16 protein-coding genes and 2 pseudogenes are annotated in these 15,846 nt (G+C 69.1%); 11 read left to right on the forward strand and 7 right to left on the reverse strand.

Features of this window, described 5'->3' with window-relative positions:
- The first annotated feature begins 53 nt into the window (after positions 1-53).
- A complete protein-coding gene (locus OHA58_RS35360) occupies positions 54-875 on the forward strand; it encodes a LysR family substrate-binding domain-containing protein (RefSeq protein WP_405483783.1) in 822 nt (273 codons plus the stop codon).
- 229 nt (positions 876-1,104) lie between these two features.
- Here the strand turns inward: OHA58_RS35360 and OHA58_RS35365 are convergent, their stop codons facing one another.
- Complete coding sequence (locus OHA58_RS35365) at positions 1,105-1,932, reverse strand: hypothetical protein (protein ID WP_405483784.1); 828 nt, start codon at positions 1,930-1,932, stop codon at positions 1,105-1,107.
- Between the two features lie 108 nt (positions 1,933-2,040).
- Here OHA58_RS35365 and OHA58_RS35370 point away from each other — a divergent pair, with 108 nt between their 5' ends.
- Positions 2,041-2,694 carry a YdeI family protein gene (locus OHA58_RS35370; protein ID WP_405483785.1) on the forward strand — a complete coding sequence of 218 codons (654 nt, stop codon included), beginning with the start codon at positions 2,041-2,043 and terminating at the stop codon, positions 2,692-2,694.
- Positions 2,695-2,770: 76 nt separating this feature from the next.
- Here the strand turns inward: OHA58_RS35370 and OHA58_RS35375 are convergent, their stop codons facing one another.
- A complete protein-coding gene (locus OHA58_RS35375; protein ID WP_405483786.1) occupies positions 2,771-3,661 on the reverse strand; it encodes a glycoside hydrolase family 19 protein in 891 nt (296 codons plus the stop codon).
- A 175-nt stretch (positions 3,662-3,836) separates the two neighbouring features.
- On the opposite strand from OHA58_RS35375, the gene OHA58_RS35380 reads away from it, so the two are divergent.
- The 6 genes from OHA58_RS35380 to OHA58_RS35405 are packed head-to-tail and all read left to right on the forward strand — an operon-like array spanning position 3,837 to position 9,257.
- A complete protein-coding gene (locus tag OHA58_RS35380) occupies positions 3,837-4,403 on the forward strand; it encodes a GNAT family N-acetyltransferase (protein WP_405483787.1) in 567 nt (188 codons plus the stop codon).
- Between the two features lie 60 nt (positions 4,404-4,463).
- Positions 4,464-4,682 carry a hypothetical protein gene (locus OHA58_RS35385; protein ID WP_405483788.1) on the forward strand — a complete coding sequence of 73 codons (219 nt, stop codon included), beginning with the start codon at positions 4,464-4,466 and terminating at the stop codon, positions 4,680-4,682.
- Positions 4,679-4,768 carry a K(+)-transporting ATPase subunit F gene (gene kdpF, locus OHA58_RS35390; protein ID WP_018536030.1) on the forward strand — a complete coding sequence of 30 codons (90 nt, stop codon included), beginning with the start codon at positions 4,679-4,681 and terminating at the stop codon, positions 4,766-4,768. The genes OHA58_RS35385 and kdpF overlap by 4 nt, the downstream gene beginning before the upstream one ends.
- Positions 4,769-4,776: 8 nt before the next feature.
- Positions 4,777-6,441 (forward strand): potassium-transporting ATPase subunit KdpA, encoded by a 1,665-nt coding sequence (gene kdpA / locus OHA58_RS35395; protein ID WP_405483789.1) that lies wholly within the window; start codon positions 4,777-4,779, stop codon positions 6,439-6,441.
- A 44-nt stretch (positions 6,442-6,485) separates the two neighbouring features.
- Positions 6,486-8,582 (forward strand): potassium-transporting ATPase subunit KdpB, encoded by a 2,097-nt coding sequence (gene kdpB, locus OHA58_RS35400; protein ID WP_405485343.1) that lies wholly within the window; start codon positions 6,486-6,488, stop codon positions 8,580-8,582.
- Between the two features lie 6 nt (positions 8,583-8,588).
- Positions 8,589-9,257 (forward strand): potassium-transporting ATPase subunit C, encoded by a 669-nt coding sequence (locus OHA58_RS35405; RefSeq protein ID WP_405483790.1) that lies wholly within the window; start codon positions 8,589-8,591, stop codon positions 9,255-9,257.
- Between the two features lie 69 nt (positions 9,258-9,326).
- Here OHA58_RS35405 and OHA58_RS35410 read toward each other — a convergent pair whose 3' ends face one another.
- On the reverse strand, positions 9,327-9,527 hold the full coding sequence (locus OHA58_RS35410) for a hypothetical protein (RefSeq protein ID WP_116500726.1): 201 nt from the start codon (positions 9,525-9,527) through the stop codon (positions 9,327-9,329).
- Positions 9,528-9,732: 205 nt separating this feature from the next.
- On the opposite strand from OHA58_RS35410, the gene OHA58_RS35415 reads away from it, so the two are divergent.
- Positions 9,733-10,698 carry an aldo/keto reductase gene (locus OHA58_RS35415; RefSeq protein ID WP_405483791.1) on the forward strand — a complete coding sequence of 322 codons (966 nt, stop codon included), beginning with the start codon at positions 9,733-9,735 and terminating at the stop codon, positions 10,696-10,698.
- A 5-nt stretch (positions 10,699-10,703) separates the two neighbouring features.
- Positions 10,704-11,423 (forward strand): formylglycine-generating enzyme family protein, encoded by a 720-nt coding sequence (locus OHA58_RS35420; protein WP_405483792.1) that lies wholly within the window; start codon positions 10,704-10,706, stop codon positions 11,421-11,423.
- A 54-nt stretch (positions 11,424-11,477) separates the two neighbouring features.
- Here OHA58_RS35420 and OHA58_RS35425 read toward each other — a convergent pair whose 3' ends face one another.
- Entirely contained in the window at positions 11,478-11,669 is a 192-nt protein-coding gene (locus OHA58_RS35425; protein WP_405483793.1) for a CsbD family protein, read from the reverse strand.
- A 74-nt stretch (positions 11,670-11,743) separates the two neighbouring features.
- Positions 11,744-12,311: pseudogene (locus OHA58_RS35430) on the reverse strand (FAD-dependent monooxygenase); the annotation flags it as partial.
- A 17-nt stretch (positions 12,312-12,328) separates the two neighbouring features.
- Here OHA58_RS35430 and OHA58_RS35435 point away from each other — a divergent pair.
- Positions 12,329-12,625, forward strand: a pseudogene (locus tag OHA58_RS35435) (TetR family transcriptional regulator C-terminal domain-containing protein); the annotation flags it as partial.
- 238 nt (positions 12,626-12,863) lie between these two features.
- Here the strand turns inward: OHA58_RS35435 and OHA58_RS35440 are convergent.
- Together OHA58_RS35440 and OHA58_RS35445 are read right to left on the reverse strand one after the other, a co-directional pair.
- Positions 12,864-15,254, reverse strand: a complete 2,391-nt coding sequence (locus OHA58_RS35440) for an ATP-binding cassette domain-containing protein (protein WP_405483794.1) — start codon at positions 15,252-15,254, stop codon at positions 12,864-12,866.
- Between the two features lie 133 nt (positions 15,255-15,387).
- Positions 15,388-15,738, reverse strand: coding sequence for a VOC family protein (locus OHA58_RS35445; protein WP_405483795.1), 351 nt, complete (start codon positions 15,736-15,738; stop codon positions 15,388-15,390).
- Between the last annotated feature and the right edge of the window lie 108 nt (positions 15,739-15,846).

Below are 15,846 nucleotides of genomic sequence, written 5' to 3' on the forward strand. Positions count from 1 at the left end.
CAAGGGTATCGACTGTGTGCGATACCTCCGACCACGACCGGTAACCTGGCGGAGTGACAGGCTCGGATGTATCCCCTTCGTTCCGGCTCGCGTACGTCCCGGGAGTGACGCCCACCAAGTGGGTGCGGATCTGGAACGAGCGGCTGCCCGGCGTTCCGCTGACCCTCGTCGCTACGCCCGCCGGCGAGGCATCCGACGTATTGCGGGACCGCGGGGCGGACGCCGGCCTCGTGCGGCTGCCGGTGGACCGGACCGTGCTCAGCGCGATCCCTCTCTACGTCGAGACGACCGTCGTGGTGATCCCCAAGGACCACGTCGTGGCCGCGGTCGACGAGGTGTCCCTGGAGGATCTGGCCGACGAGACCGTGTTGCACCCCCTCGACGACACCCTCGTCTGGGAGCAGCTTCCCGGTGAGCCCGCGTTCGAGCGCCCGGAGACGACGGCGGACGCCGTCGAGCTGGTGGCCGCCGGGATCGGTGTGCTGGTGGTCCCGCAGTCGCTCGCCCGCCTGCACCACCGCAAGGACCTCACCTACCGGCCGGTGACCGACGCCCCCGAGTCCCAGGTCGCGCTGTCGTGGCCGGAGGACGAGACCACCGATCTGGTGGAGGAGTTCATCGGCATCGTCCGCGGGCGGACGGTCAACAGCTCACGCGGCCGTACGGCGACCCCGCCGCAGCCCAAGGCCGCGCGTACCGACAAGAGCGGGGCGGCGCGGCAGAAGCCGGCCGCCGGGAAGAACCCGCGGAGCGGCGGCGCCAAGGGCGGTGCAAAGGGTGGGACCAAACCCGGGCCGAAGGGCGCTGCAAAGGGCGGCCCCAAGGGCGGTTCCAAGGGCGGCGCCAAGCGGGGAAAGCCGCGCCGCAGGCCGTAGTCGCGACGGCGTCCCGCGGGCACGGACATTCCGTTGCCGTACGGCTTCCGGGCGTGATGATCCCAGAACGGCTTCGACTCCGAGTCACTCGGCACCGACCCGGAACGCGCCGCGTCCAACCACCGTGTGATCGACGAAGTCCTGGCCGGCCACGACCGATTCGGCGGAGCCGGTCGCTGACGGCCTTTACGAGGTCGTGCGGCTCAACTCCGGTCGCGGATCGGGCAGTTCACCACATGACCCGGTCCGGCGCCGCGGCCAGCGGTGGGGTGGCCTTCGGGGAGAGGTTCTGGAACTCGGACACGTCGACGGAGTCGTCCTTCGACGGAGTCGCGGTCGGTACCGGCCGGTTGTAGTCCGTGAGCGTCATCGTCGTCTTCAGGTCGCCCACCTTCTCGGTGGCACGCACGAGGCGGTGCGGATCCTTCGCGGTGATGAACAGGACGACTTCACTGCCGTCGTTCCTGCCACTCACCGGCACGACGTCCGTGCCGTCCACCTTGGTCTCCTTGCCCTTGGTCAGCTTCTCGGGGGGCGCGCCTGAGGGGCCGCCGTCCACCTGGGCCTGGAACGCATTCAAGTCGCATGTGTCGCCCAGGCTCTTGAGCATTCCGTCGTTCGCGTTGCCGTGCACATAGCGCCCGTTGAAGTACTGGGCCGCAAGCTCGCCCGCGCCGCCGGTGACCTGGGACTTCCAGAACGTGGTGTCGGGTTTCATCCACAACTCGTCGCCGCGTTTGATGAGTTCGACGGTGCCGCCCTTGGCGCCGCCCGTGCCCATCGTCAGTGATCCGGCGCAGTTGCCGTCCTGGTCCAGGGCGAGATCGAGGGCCGCGGGGGACTGGGCATCGGCGGGTCCCGTGGAGTCGTTCTTCATGAGTATGTGGAGGGACCTCGCGTCCAGCAGTTCCTTCTTCGCGTCGTCGGCGAGCTGCTGCGCGCTCAGCTTCGACGCATCGCCCCCGTCGTCCGCGAACGCGGGAACTCCCGCGAGAGCGGTCACGCAGGCGACGGCGGCGCTCACCGGGACCAGCGCGGCCTTGCGATGCCTCGACATACACGACTGCATGACGCCACCTCGCGAACAGGACCACCCATAGGTTGAACGCCACTAAATTGTACATTTCGGACTGATGGTCGTCGCGGCGGCGGTACGCTGCGCCCCATGGACGGGACGGGCGGGGTGTACGGGGCCGACGGAGTGGAGATCATCGCCTTCCCGGACGCGGAGGCGTTCGAGAGCTGGCTCGGCGAGCACCACACGCGGCAGGAAGGTGTGTGGGTCAAGGTCGCCAAGAAGAGGTCCGGCATCCCGTCCGTCACCGACGGTGAGCTGGTGGACATCGGGCTGTGCTGGGGCTGGATCTCCGGCCGGCGGCGCTCCCTCGACGAGCGGTACTACCTCCAGCGGTACGTGCCGCGCCGGGCCAGGAGCCTGTGGTCCCGGGTGAACGTCGACAAGGTCACGATGCTGACCGCCGCCGGCCGGATGCGCGAGCCCGGTCTCGCCGAGGTGCGCAGGGCGAAGGGGGACGGGCGGTGGGTGGCAGCGTACGAGTCGCAGAAGACGGCGACGGTGCCGCCCGACCTCGCCGCGGCGCTCGACGCGGAACCCGAGGCCAGGAAGGCGTTCGAGACACTCGACAGGTCCGGGCGCTACCAGACGATCCTGCCGCTGCTCCAGGCGCTCACACCACAGGCCCGGCGGGCCCGGCTCCAAAGGGCCGTCGACAAGCTGCTCAACGGCGAGCCGGCTAGTTCAACTTCGTTCCCCTACTGGTCACTTGGTACGGTCACCTGGCGCCCAAGGGCCCCGTGACGAGACCGCCGGGCGGACCCGGTCGATTCAAGGCCCGCCCGGCGGCGGCACGTCACGTCACACGTGGTGGCGTGTGTCAGCAGCTCAGGTTGTCGCCCGGTGTGGTGCCCAGGATCTGGGCGAACGCCTTGTACCGGTCGATGCGGCTCTGGACCTGGCCGGGGTTGCCGCCGTTGCACTCCAGGCTGCCGTTGATGGAGCGGATCGTCTCGCCGAAGCCGGCGCCGTTCACCATGGCGTTGTGCGGCGTCATGGTGCCGGGTCCGCTCTGCGTGTTCCAGTACCAAAGGCCCGTCTTCCAGGCCACGGCCGCGTCCTGCTCCACGAGGTACGGGTTGTGGAGCAGGTCGATGCCGAGCGCGTCGCCCGCGGCCTTGTAGTTGAAGTTCCAGCTGAGCTGGATCGGGCCGCGGCCGTAGTACGCGGCCGTGCCCGCCGGGCAGCCGTAGGACTGGCTGCTGTCGCAGTAGTGCGGGTAGTTGGCGGTGTTCTGCTCGACGATGTACACCAGTCCGCCGGTCTCGTGGCTGACGTTGGCCAGGAACGCCGCGGCCTCCTGGCGCTTCACGGTGTCGCTGCCGGTGTTGGCGAAGCCGGGGTAGGCGCTGAGTGCGGCGGTCAGTCCGCTGTAGGTGTAGAACGCATTCCGGTTCGGGAACATCTGGTTGAACTGGGCCTCGCTGACGACGAAGCCGGACGGCGCGGGGTCGCCGGGGTTCGTCTCGCCACCGCCGCAGGCGCCCTGGTCCGACCAGACGTCGGAGGTGCCGGGGGTCTCGTTCTGGGTCCACCACTTGGCGTTCCAGTTGTGCCCGTTGTACGAGGCCGAGCCGCCGCCCGTGTAGACGGACGACGAGTTCCAGGGTGCGGCGCACTCGGCCGCCGATGCCGTGGTGGCCGGGCCGATGACGACCACGGCACTGACCGCGGCCAGGGTGGCGACAAGACTCGTGACGCGTTTGATCATGCCAACGCTCCTTCGGCGCGGCGCGAGTTGGGGAGCCCGGCGCCGCCATGGGGGTGCCGGTCACTCAAGCGAACCTGGTCTGGACCTGTCAAGGTCTAGACCAAAAATGGCCGCTGTGGTGGGGAGGTTTCGGCCTAGGCTGCCGCGCGGCAGCAACCCGTACCGAAGGAGCAGGATGTTCGCGATACCGCTGGGTGACGACAGAGTCGAGCTGCGGCCACTGGAGCCGTGGAACGCCGAGGAGTTCCTCGCCCACATGGACCGCGGCCGCGAGCACATCGGCCGGTTCGTCGAACTTCCCGACCACGTAACGGACTTGGCGTCCGCCACCGAGTTCCTCCAGCGCTACGCGGACAAGACCGCCATCGACACCGGTCGCCTCTACGGCATCTGGGCCGACGGCACGCTCGTCGGCGGGGTGATGTTCCGGCTCTTCGACACCGCGGCCGGGAACTGCGAGGTCGGCTGCTGGCTGGAGGCGACGATGGTCGGACGGGGGATCGTCACGCGCGCGATACGTGTCCTCCTCGACTGGGCCTTCGACGTCCGGGGCATGCACCGGGTCGACTGGGTGGCGGGAGCCGGCAACACCGCGAGCCTCAATGTGGCCCGGCGCCTCGGCATGGCCCGCGACGCGGTGCTGCGGGAGAGCTACCTGTACCGCGGCGTCCGGCACGACGAGGAGGTCTGGTCGGTCCTGGCCCCGGACTGGCGCAAGCTCAGGAGCGCCTCGGCGAGGTAGCCCACGGTCTCCTGAGCTGCGGGAACGCGGGCAGGCCAGGGTGGTCCACGTCACCCTGGCGTGAAGAGGCGTATGGGATGCGTCAAGGCCGCGCACCCCGCCGTATGGGAGGCGTCAAGGGCGGGCGATTCCGGTCTTGAACGGGGGTTTCCTCTAAGCGTCAGTTCAATTCCGAACCTCATTCAGGAGCTCACGATGGCCGACGTGGCCTTCGTCGTCACCACGATCGCGGTCTTCGCGCTGGTGGCTCTCATCGCCAAGGGGGTCGCAAAGCTGTGACCGCCGAAAACATCGTCGGCCTGATCGTGGCCGTCGCCCTCCTTGGCTATCTGGTCCTCGCCCTCATCTACCCGGAGAGGTTCTGAGCACCGATATGAGCCCCGTACTCGCTGGTGTGCTCCAGCTCCTCGCCCTGATAGTGGCGCTAGGCCTGGCCTACCGCCCCCTGGGCGACTACATGGCCCGGGTCTACTCCTCCGACAAGCACCTGCGCGTCGAGAAGTGGATCTACAAGGGCATCGGCGCCAACCCGAACACGGAGATGCGGTGGCCCGCCTATCTGCGTGGCGTGCTGGCCTTCTCCGCGGTCAGCGTCCTCTTCCTGTACCTCTTGCAGCGTCTCCAGGGCAATCTGCCGGGTTCGCTCGGCTTCAAGTCCATCGACCCGGACCAGGCGTTCAACACGGCCGCGTCGTTCGTGTCGAACACCAACTGGCAGTCGTACTACGGCGAGCAGGCCATGGGCCACGTCGTGCAGACCGCCGGTCTCGCCGTGCAGGACTTCGTCTCCGCCGCCGTCGGTATCGCGGTGGCCGTTGCGCTGGTGCGGGGCTTCGCCCGTTCCCGTACCGGTGAGCTCGGCAACTTCTGGTCGGACCTGGTGCGCGGCACGGTTCGCATCCTGATCCCGATCGCCGTGGTCGGCGCGATCGTCCTCGTGGCGTGCGGCGCGATCCAGAACTTCGCCGGGATCCACGAGGTCGGCCAGTTCATGGGCGGCTCGCAGCAGTGGAACGGTGGCGCGGTCGCCTCGCAGGAGGCGATCAAGGAGCTGGGCACGAACGGCGGTGGCTACTTCAACGCCAACAGTGCCCACCCGTTCGAGAATCCCAACGGTTTCACGAACCTCTTCGAGATCTTCCTGATCCTCGTCATCCCGTTTGCGTTGACCCGCACGTTCGGGCGCATGGTCGGTTCCCTCAAGCAGGGCTACGCGATCCTCGCGACCATGGTCACGATCTGGATCGGGTTCACGGCCCTGATGATGTGGACGGAGTTCCACCACGGCGCCCCGGCCTTTGACATCGCGGGCGGTGCGATGGAGGGCAAGGAGAACCGGTTCGGGGTCGGCGGTTCGTCGATCTTCGCGGTGGCGACCACATTGACGTCGACGGGTGCGGTGGACTCCTTCCACTCCTCGTTCACCGGCTTCGGCGGCGGCATCACGATGCTGGGCATGCAGCTGGGTGAGATCGCGCCCGGTGGTACCGGTTCGGGGCTCTACGGCATGCTGATCATGGCGATCATCGCGGTGTTCATCGCCGGTCTGATGGTCGGCCGTACGCCGGAGTACCTGGGCAAGAAGATCGGCACCCGCGAGATCAAGTTCGCGGCCTGCTACATCCTCATCACCCCGGCGCTCGTCCTGGTGTTCACGGCGGTCTCGATGGCTCTGCCCACGCCGCCGAACTCGATGCTCAACTCCGGGGCGCACGGGTTCTCGGAGATCCTTTACGCGTTCACGTCGGGTGCGAACAACAACGGCTCGGCGTTTGCCGGTCTGAGTGCGGACACGCAGTGGTTCAACACCACGATCGGTCTTGCGATGCTGCTGGGCCGGTTCCTGCCGATGGTGTTCGTCCTGGCGCTGGCGGGCTCGCTCGCCGAACAGAGGCCCGTCCCCGCCACGGCCGGCACCCTGCGCACCGAGAAGCCGCTGTTCACCGGACTCCTCGTCGGCACGATCCTCATCATCACCGGTCTGACCTACTTCCCCGCCCTGGCCCTCGGCCCGCTCGCGGAAGGCCTGGCGTCATGACCACCGGAACCAGCAAGTTCGACTCGAAGAGGTCACAGGACGCCATGTCCACAGTCACTCCCACGCGGGCGCCGCACAGCGACGTGCCCTCCGGGCACATACAGGAAGGCCGGGTCGGCGGCGGGCTCTTCGACCCGAAGCAGCTGCTGAAGTCGCTGCCGGATGCCTGCCGCAAGCTCGACCCGCGGGTGATGGTCAAGTCGCCCGTGATGTTCGTGGTGCTCGTCGGCTCGGTCCTGACGACCGTGTTCTCCATCAAGGATCCGTCGGACTGGTTCGGCTGGACGATCAGCGCCTGGCTGTGGCTGACGGTGATCTTCGCGAACCTGGCGGAGGCCGTCGCCGAGGGCCGCGGCAAGGCGCAGGCGGACACCCTGCGCAAGGCCAAGACCGACACCATCGCCCGGCGTCTGACCGGCTCCACGGAAGAACAGGTACCGGGCACCGACCTGCGCATCGGCGACCTCGTGGTGTGCGAGGCGGGCGACATCATCCCCGGCGACGGTGACGTCGTCGAGGGTGTCGCGAGCGTCGACGAGTCGGCCATCACGGGTGAGTCGGCCCCCGTCATCCGGGAGTCGGGCGGCGACCGCAGCGCGGTCACCGGCGGCACGAAGGTCCTCTCCGACCGCATCGTCATCAAGATCACGACGAAGCCCGGCGAGACGTTCATCGACCGGATGATCGCCCTGGTCGAGGGTGCGGCCCGCCAGAAGACGCCCAACGAGATCGCGCTGAACATTCTTCTCGCGTCCCTCACCATCGTGTTCCTGCTGGCCGTGGTGACCCTGCCGCCGTTCGCGGACTACGCGGGCAAGCACCTCAGCATGGTCGTCCTGGTGGCCCTCCTCGTCTGCCTCATCCCGACGACGATCGGCGCACTGCTCTCAGCGATCGGCATCGCGGGCATGGACCGCCTGGTCCAGCGCAACGTCCTCGCCATGTCCGGCCGGGCGGTCGAGGCCGCCGGCGACGTGTCGACCCTGCTCCTCGACAAGACGGGCACCATCACGCTCGGCAACCGGCAGGCCGCCGAGTTCGCGCCCGTCAAGGGCGTCACCGCGGCCGAACTCGCCGACGCCGCGCAGCTCTCCTCACTGGCCGACGAGACCCCCGAGGGCCGCTCCATCGTGGTCCTCGCGAAGGAGAAGTACGGGCTGCGCGAACGCCACCAGGGCGAGCTGGCCGACGCCGAATGGATCGGCTTCACCGCCCAGACCCGCATGTCGGGAGTGGACGTCGAGGGCCGCAAGACCCGTAAGGGCGCGGCCGGTTCGGTCATCGCCTGGGTGAAGGAGCGCGGCGGCCAGGTTGCCCCGGACGCCGACACCCTCACCAACTCCATCTCGGAGGCGGGTGGCACGCCGCTGCTCGTGGCGGTCGAGGATGTCGACGGCGCGCGGGTGCTCGGCGTCATCCACCTCAAGGACGTCGTCAAGGACGGCATGCGGGAGCGGTTCGACGAGCTGCGCCGCATGGGCATCAAGACCGTCATGATCACGGGCGACAACCCGCTGACGGCGAAGGCGATCGCCGAGGAGGCGGGCGTCGACGACTTCCTCGCCGAGGCCACTCCCGAGGACAAGATGGCCCTCATCAAGCGGGAGCAGGCGGGCGGCAAGCTGGTCGCGATGACCGGCGACGGCACCAACGACGCCCCCGCGCTCGCGCAGGCGGATGTCGGCGTGGCGATGAACACGGGCACGTCGGCCGCCAAGGAGGCCGGCAACATGGTCGACCTCGACTCCAACCCGACCAAGCTCATCGAGATCGTCGAGATCGGCAAGCAACTCCTCATCACCCGGGGCGCGTTGACGACGTTCTCCATCGCCAACGACGTCGCGAAGTACTTCGCGATCATCCCGGCGCTGTTCGCGGCCGTCTACCCGGGCCTGGACAAGCTCAACATCATGCAGCTGTCCTCGCCCGACTCCGCGATCCTGTCCGCGGTCATCTTCAACGCGCTCGTCATCATCGCGCTGGTGCCGCTCGCCCTGCGCGGCGTGCAGTACCGACCGGTGAGCGCGGACAAGCTGCTCCGACGCAACCTCGGGATCTACGGCCTGGGCGGGCTGATCGCCCCGTTCGTCGGGATCAAGATCATCGACCTCCTCATCTCTCTCATCCCCGGGATCGGCTGATCGGCTATGAACAACTCGGTTAAGAACACTGCCCGGTTGCTCGGGGCCGGGCTGCGTGCCCTCCTCGTGCTGACCCTGGTCTGCGGCGTCATCTACCCGCTCGCCGTCACCGGGGTCGCCCAGGCCCTGTTCAACGGCAAGGCCAACGGCTCCGAGATCAAGTCCGAGGGCAAGGTGGTGGGCTCGTCCCTCATCGGGCAGCGCTACGACCTGCCGCTGAAGCAGGGCCAGGAGACCGCGGAACCGGACCTCAAGTGGTTCCAGCCGCGGCCCTCCAACGGCCTGGGCACCAACAGCGTCAACACCCAGTACAAGCTGATCCTGTCCGGCGCCACCAACCTGTCCGGCGACAACAAGGACCTCGTCGACCAGGTGCGGGCCGCGCAGAAGGCCGTCATCAAGGACAACACGACGGCCACGTACAAGGTCAAGAAGTCGGATGTGCCGGCCGACGCCGTCACCTCCTCCGGCTCCGGCCTCGACCCGGACATCTCCCCGGCGTACGCGGACCTCCAGGTCCACCGTGTCGCGGAGAGGAACGGCCTGTCCGTCAGCCAGGTGGACAAGCTCGTCAAGGACCACACCAGCAGCCGCATCCTCGGCTTCATGGGCGAGCCCCGCGTGAACGTCCTCGAACTCAACATCGCGCTCAAGGACTTGGCCGCGAAGAGCTGATCGCGAACCGGACAAGACGGAAGCCGGCGGCTCGGGAAACCTTCCCGGTGCCGCCGGCTCCCGTATGCGCTAGAGCGAGCCCTGCCCGCCGCTGTTGAGCGCGGGCGAGTGCGTCTGCTGCGTCGGCATGGCGCGCGGCAGCGGCGCCGGCATCACCCGTTCCAGATCGCGCAGGGTCTGTTCGGCTGCGGCACGGACCTGGGCGGGGATGTCGCCTCGTTCCTGGATGAGCCGACTGTAGATCGGAGCTTCGTGCTGTGCGGCCCACACGTCGAGACTTCCCTCTTTCCTTGGCTGGCGACGCCCCCGGCACCGGAGGAATCAGCCAACGAGTCTACCGGTGACGTTTCCGGCGTAGGCAAAGTGTCCATATCGGGGGACGCGCGAGGCCTGAAGAGGGTATGGATCGTCGGGACGCTTCCGGGCGCCGGCTTCGATGCGGCCCGGGCGAGGAAACACGACGTGGAGGTTGAGAGTGCGCTACCGCGAGCTGGGCCGCAGTGGAATGTCCGTCTCCGAGATCGGCTACGGCGCCTGGGGAATCGGCGCGTCCGGGTGGGTGGGCGCCACCGAGGACGAGTCCGTACGCGCCCTGCACCGTGCCGTCGACCTCGGGGTGAACTTCATCGACACCGCCCGCGGCTACGGCGAGAGCGAGCGGATCGTGGGCCGGGTCGTGCGCGAGCGGGCCGGCGACGAGGTGCTGGTGGCGACCAAGGTTCCGCCGAAGAACCGGATCTGGCCCGCGCCCGACGGCGTCGACCCCGCCGAGGCGTTCCCCGGCGCCCACATACGCGAGAGCGTGGAGACCAGTCTGCGGGTCAGCGGCCTCGGCCACTTCGACGTGGTGCAGTTCCACGTCTGGAGCGACGAGTGGGTGGGCAGGGGCGACTGGCTGCAGACGGTCGAGGAGCTGAAGAAGGAGGGGAAGATCCGCCTGTTCGGCGTTTCCGTCAACGACCACCAGCCGGACAACGCACTCGCCCTCGTGCGCAGCGGCGCCGTCGACACCGTGCAGGTCATCTACAACATCTTCGACCAGGCACCCGCCGACGCGCTGCTGCCCGCCTGCGAGGAGCACGGCGTCGGCGTCATCGTCCGCGTGGCGCTGGACGAGGGCGGACTCACAGGTCGGATCACCGCCGGGGCGACGTTCCCCGAGGGCGACTTCCGCGCCCGCTACTTCCGCGACGACCGGCCGGCGCAGGTCGAGCGGAAGGTCGCCGCCATCGTCGCGGATCTCGGCATCGCGCCCGACGAGATCGCCGAGCAGGCGCTGCGCTTCGTGCTGAGTTCGCCCGCCGTCTCCACCGTCATCCCCGGCATGCGCACCGTACGCAACGTCGAGCGCAACACGGCCCTGAGCGACGGACGGCCGCTGACCGCCGACCAGCTCGCCGTGCTGGCGGGGCACCGCTGGCAGCGCAACTTCTACGGATGATCCCTATGGAGAGGCTTCACGAGGTGCACCCCGCGACCGACGCCACCGTCGACACCATCGCCAACGGGATGGTGCGCGTCCCGGGTGGCACCGTCGACCTACGGGACGACCGGCGCGGCACGCGCTGGACGACGGACATCGCCCCCTTCCTGCTCGGCCGCCATCCCGTGACGGCCGACCTCCTCCGCTGCGTCACCGGCGCCGACCCCGCTCCCGCCCCGAGCGGTGCCCCGAGCGGTGCCTCGCCGGTGACGAACGTCAGTTGGCTCGACGCGATCGACATCTGCAACGCCGTCTCGGCGCGCTCCGGTCTGACCCCGGCCTACACCCGCGACGCGGACGGCGGCGAGGTGACATGCGACTGGGACGCCGAGGGCTACCGTCTGCCGACGGAGGCCGAGTGGCAGTACGCGTGCAAGGCGGGAACTGAGGGTTACCGGTACGGGGCGATCGACGACATCGCCTGGTACGCGGGCAACTCCGGGGGCGGAGTCCGGGACGTCGGCGGAAAGGCCCCCAACGCATGGGGGCTGCACGACATGCTGGGCAACGTCTGGGAGTGGTGCTGGGACCTGTACGACGAGGAGGTCTACGGCTCGTACCGCATCTTCCGCGGCGGTGGCTGGGCCGAGTCGGAGCGGGGCTGCGGGGCGTCCGTGCGACGCCGCAGCCACCCCACGTTCGCTATCGACGACCTCGGGTTCCGGCTGGCCAAAGCCCTGTGACGGCAGGGGAGAAGCCCCCGCGCAGCAGGCGCGGGGGCTTTTCCGAGGCTCAGGTCAGGAGCCGTGGCGCTTGAGGGAGTCCTGGACTCCGCGGGCACGGTCGTGGGCGTCACCCATGGCCTTCTTGGCTTCGCCCTTCGCCTGGTCGGCCTTACCCTCGGCCTCCTTGCGGCGATCGCCCGTGACCTTGCCGGTCATCTCCTTGGCCTTGCCCTTGATCTTGTCCGTGCCACCCTTGCCAGCCATTACGACTCCTTTGTCTTGTACGGGTCTTGCTCGACCAACGTAGAACGGCGGCACCGAAGCCGCGCGGCGGACGACTACGCTCCGTGAGACTCAGGGCAACTCGGCAGCTCAGGCGGTGTCCAGTCGGCATGGCGCAGGATCGCGCGGACGGTCACGCGTGACGGGGCCAGGCGAAGTGCGGTGTCGCGCAGGGCGATGGAGGGGATGCGTCAGCTGCTGGCCCATCGGGCCCGCCTGCCGGGCGGCGCGGGCGACGGACTGGCTGCGTGGCCGGCGCTCCGTGTTGTAGCGGGCGAGCGCGGCTTCGACGGTGGGTTCACCGGCGACGGCGGCGGCGAGCACGGCCGCGTCCTCCAGCGCCTGACTGGCACCTTGGCCGAGGTTCGGTGTCATGGCGTGGGCGGCGTCGCCGAGGAGGGCGACGCGGCCCATCGCGTACGTGGACATCGGGGTGACCAACTCGTTGATGTCGTGGTGCAGTACGGCCTCGGGCCGCGTCGCGTCGAGCAGTGCGGGAATCGGGTCGTGCCACCCGGCGAACCGGCGCCGCATCTCGGCCAGTGGATCCGGATGCCGCACGCCTGCGGGCGAGTTGAGGACGGCGTGCCACTCCACTCGGCCGTCGTCGAACGCGATGTGGCCAACTGGCCGCGCAGATCGCGGAGTTCGTCGGGCAGTGGCTCACGAGGAAGGGGCGGCGGCGGTCCCTCGCGCGCTATGCGTGCGCCGTCGAGAGTGTTCGCCATCCCGAGCTGCGGGACATCCTCGTCCCGCGCGAGGACGCGGCACGCGACGCCGTACGCGACTTCCTGGCCGCGCACGGCGTGGCGGACGCCGAGGACCGCACCCGCACCCTGCTGGCGTGCATCGACGGGCTGGTCTTCGACCGGCTGCTGTCCGGCGGCCGGGTCTCCCAGCCGGAGATCCGTGGGCTCGTCGAGACGGCTCTGCGGTAGCGCCCGTCCGCCGGGGGATCGCCGGTATGTGCCCGCGGTCAGTCAGTCGCGGGCTGTTCCGCGAGGCGGTGCGGTCCGGGTCGGACATCGAGAAGGCCTGGATCCCGGCGGTGCCGTCGCTGCGCGTAACGGCCGGTCCGCAGGATGGTGCGCCGGGAGCCTCACCTCGTCACGAGCAGGTGGCATGAGCGCCACTGACTCGCGTCCGACCCGGAGGGTATCCGCCCTCGCCTCCCGATCAGCCGCCCACGTAGGCCGCGAGGTGCTCGCCGGTCAGGGTGGAGCGGTCCGCGACGAGTTCGGCGGGTGTGCCCTCGAAGACGATCCGTCCGCCGTCGTGACCGGCGCCGGGACCGAGGTCGATGATCCAGTCGGCGTGGGCCATGACCGCCTGGTGGTGCTCGATGACGATGACGGACTTGCCGGAGTCGACGAGCCGGTCGAGCAGGCCGAGCAGCTGCTCGACGTCGGCGAGGTGGAGGCCGGTCGTCGGCTCGTCGAGGACGTAGACCCCGCCCTTCTCGGCCATGTGCGTCGCCAGCTTGAGCCGCTGCCGCTCGCCGCCGGACAGCGTGGTGAGCGGCTGTCCGAGCGTGAGGTAGCCGAGCCCGACGTCGGCCATCCGCTGAAGGATCTTCTGCGCGGCCGGCGTGCGTGCCTCCCCGGCGCCGAAGAACTGCTCGGCCTCGGCCACCGGCATCGCGAGCACCTCGCTGATGTCGCGCCCGCCGAAGTGGTAGTCGAGGACAGAGGCCTGGAACCGCTTCCCCTCGCAGTCGTCGCAGGTGGAGGCCACACCGGCCATCATCGCCAGGTCGGTGTAGATGACGCCCGCGCCGTTGCAGGTGGGGCAGGCACCCTCGGAGTTCGCGCTGAACAGCGCCGGCTTCACTCCGTTGGCCTTGGCGAACGCCTTGCGGATCGGGTCGAGCAGCCCGGTGTACGTCGCCGGGTTGCTGCGCCGCGAACCGCGGATCGCGGCCTGGTCGACCGTGACCACGCCTTCCTGCCCGGACACCGAGCCGTGGATCAGTGAGCTCTTGCCCGAACCCGCGACCCCGGTGACGACGGTCAGTACGCCGAGCGGGATGTCGACGTCGACGTCCTGGAGGTTGTTGGTGCCCGCACCGCGCACCCCCAGCTTCCCCGTCGGCGTCCGCACCGCGGGCTTCAGCGTCGCGCGGTCGTCCAGGTGCTGCCCGGTGAGCGTGTCACTGGCCCGCAGCCCCTCGACCGTGCCTTCGAACACCACCTCGCCGCCCTCGGTGCCGGCCCGCGGGCCGAGGTCGACGACGTGGTCGGCGATCGCGATCGCCTCCGGCTTGTGCTCGACGACCAGCACCGTGTTGCCCTTGTCCCGCAGCCGCAGCAGCAGGTCGTTCATCCGCTGGATGTCGTGCGGGTGCAGCCCGATCGTCGGCTCGTCGAAGACGTACGTGACATCGGTCAGGGACGACCCGAGGTGGCGGATCATCTTGACGCGCTGCGCCTCACCGCCCGAGAGCGTGCCCGCAGGGCGGTCGAGGCCGAGGTAGCCGAGCCCGATCTCCACGAACGAGTCGAGGGTGTCCCCGAGCGCCTTCAGCAGCGGCGCGACCGACGGCTCCTTCAGGTCCCGCACCCACTCGGCGAGGTCGCTGATCTGCATCGAGCAGGCGTCGGCGATGCTGATCTTCTTGATCTTCGACGACCGGGCCGCCTCGCTCAGCCGCGTGCCGCCGCAGTCGGGGCAGGACGTGAACGTCATCGCCCGCTCCACGAAGGCGCGGATGTGCGGCTGCAGCGAGTCGATGTCCTTGGACAGCATCGACTTCTGGATCTTCGGGATCAGACCCTCGTACGTCAGGTTGACGCCGTCGACCTTGATCTTGGTCGGCGCCTTGTGGAGCAGGTCGTGCAGTTCCTTCTTGGTGAACCTGCGGATCGGCTTGTCCGGGTCGAAGAAGCCGCAGCCGCGGAAGATCCGGCCGTACCAGCCGTCGACGCTGTAGCCGGGGACGGTGAGCGCGCCCTCGCTGAGCGACTTGCTGTCGTCGTACAGCGCCGTCAGGTCGAAGTCCGTGACCGAACCCCGGCCCTCGCAGCGCGGACACATGCCGCCGACGATGCTGAAGCTGCGCCGCTCCTTCACCTTCTCGCCGCCGCGCTCGACGGTGACCGCACCCGCGCCGCTGATCGAGGCGACGTTGAAGGAGAACGCCTTGGCCGAGCCGATGTGCGGCTTGCCGAGCCGGCTGAAGAGGATGCGCAGCATCGCGTTGGCGTCGGTGGCCGTGCCGACCGTGGAGCGGGCGTCGCCGCCCATCCGCTCCTGGCCGACGATGATCGCGGTCGTCAGACCGTCGAGTACGTCGACCTCGGGCCTGGCCAGCGTCGGCATGAAACCCTGGACGAACGTGCTGTACGTCTCGTTGATCATCCGCTGCGACTCCGCGGCGATCGTGCCGAAGACCAGCGAGCTCTTTCCCGAGCCGGAGACACCGGTGAACACCGTCAGCCGGCGCTTCGGGAGCTCGACGCTGACGTCCTTGAGGTTGTTCACGCGCGCACCGTGCACGCGGATCAGATCGTGGCTGTCGGCAGCGTGCAGCGCAGGTGACTGCGCCTGCGTCCCCTTGGCCATGCTCATCGTGTCTCCATCTGTTGCGCGGGGCCGCCCTCGCGGGCCCCGTCGGCGTCGCCCGGCTCGATCTAACCAGGTTCGAGCCGTCCGCCTGATGCTGTTTGTCTTCTGCCCGGGACCCGGTCGGCCCGGCCGTCCGTCAGCTGTCCTGGAGCAGCCCGAGGACGTTGCCGTCGGCGTCGGTGAAGGTGGCGACGAGGCGGCCCCCGCCGACGTCGTGCGCGGCCTCCTTCACCACGGCACCCGCGGCCGTGACCTCGGCGAGCTTCGCCTCGATGTCCGGCACGTGCCAGTAGGTCACCGGCGAGGCCATGCCCCCGCCACCGGGCACGAGCCCGATGTGCTGGCCCGCGACGTCGAAGCCGACGTAGTAGGGCGCGTCGGCCGTCGGCTCCGCGCCGAGCAGGGCGACGTACACCGCCTTGGCCTTCGCCAGGTCGGAGACGGGGTGCAGCACGGTCTTGATCCCCTGGGTGGAAGAGCTGGTCATGGTCACTCCTGAAGGTCGTGGGTGTGGTCGCCGTCGTCCGGTTCGAGGACGGCGGGAGAGCTGCCGTGAGGGGCGCTGTCCACGGGGTTCAGGCTAGGCGCGGCTCAT

It is taken from the genome of Streptomyces sp. NBC_00009 (genome assembly GCF_045040855.1).
Taxonomy (GTDB): domain Bacteria; phylum Actinomycetota; class Actinomycetes; order Streptomycetales; family Streptomycetaceae; genus Streptomyces; species Streptomyces aureus.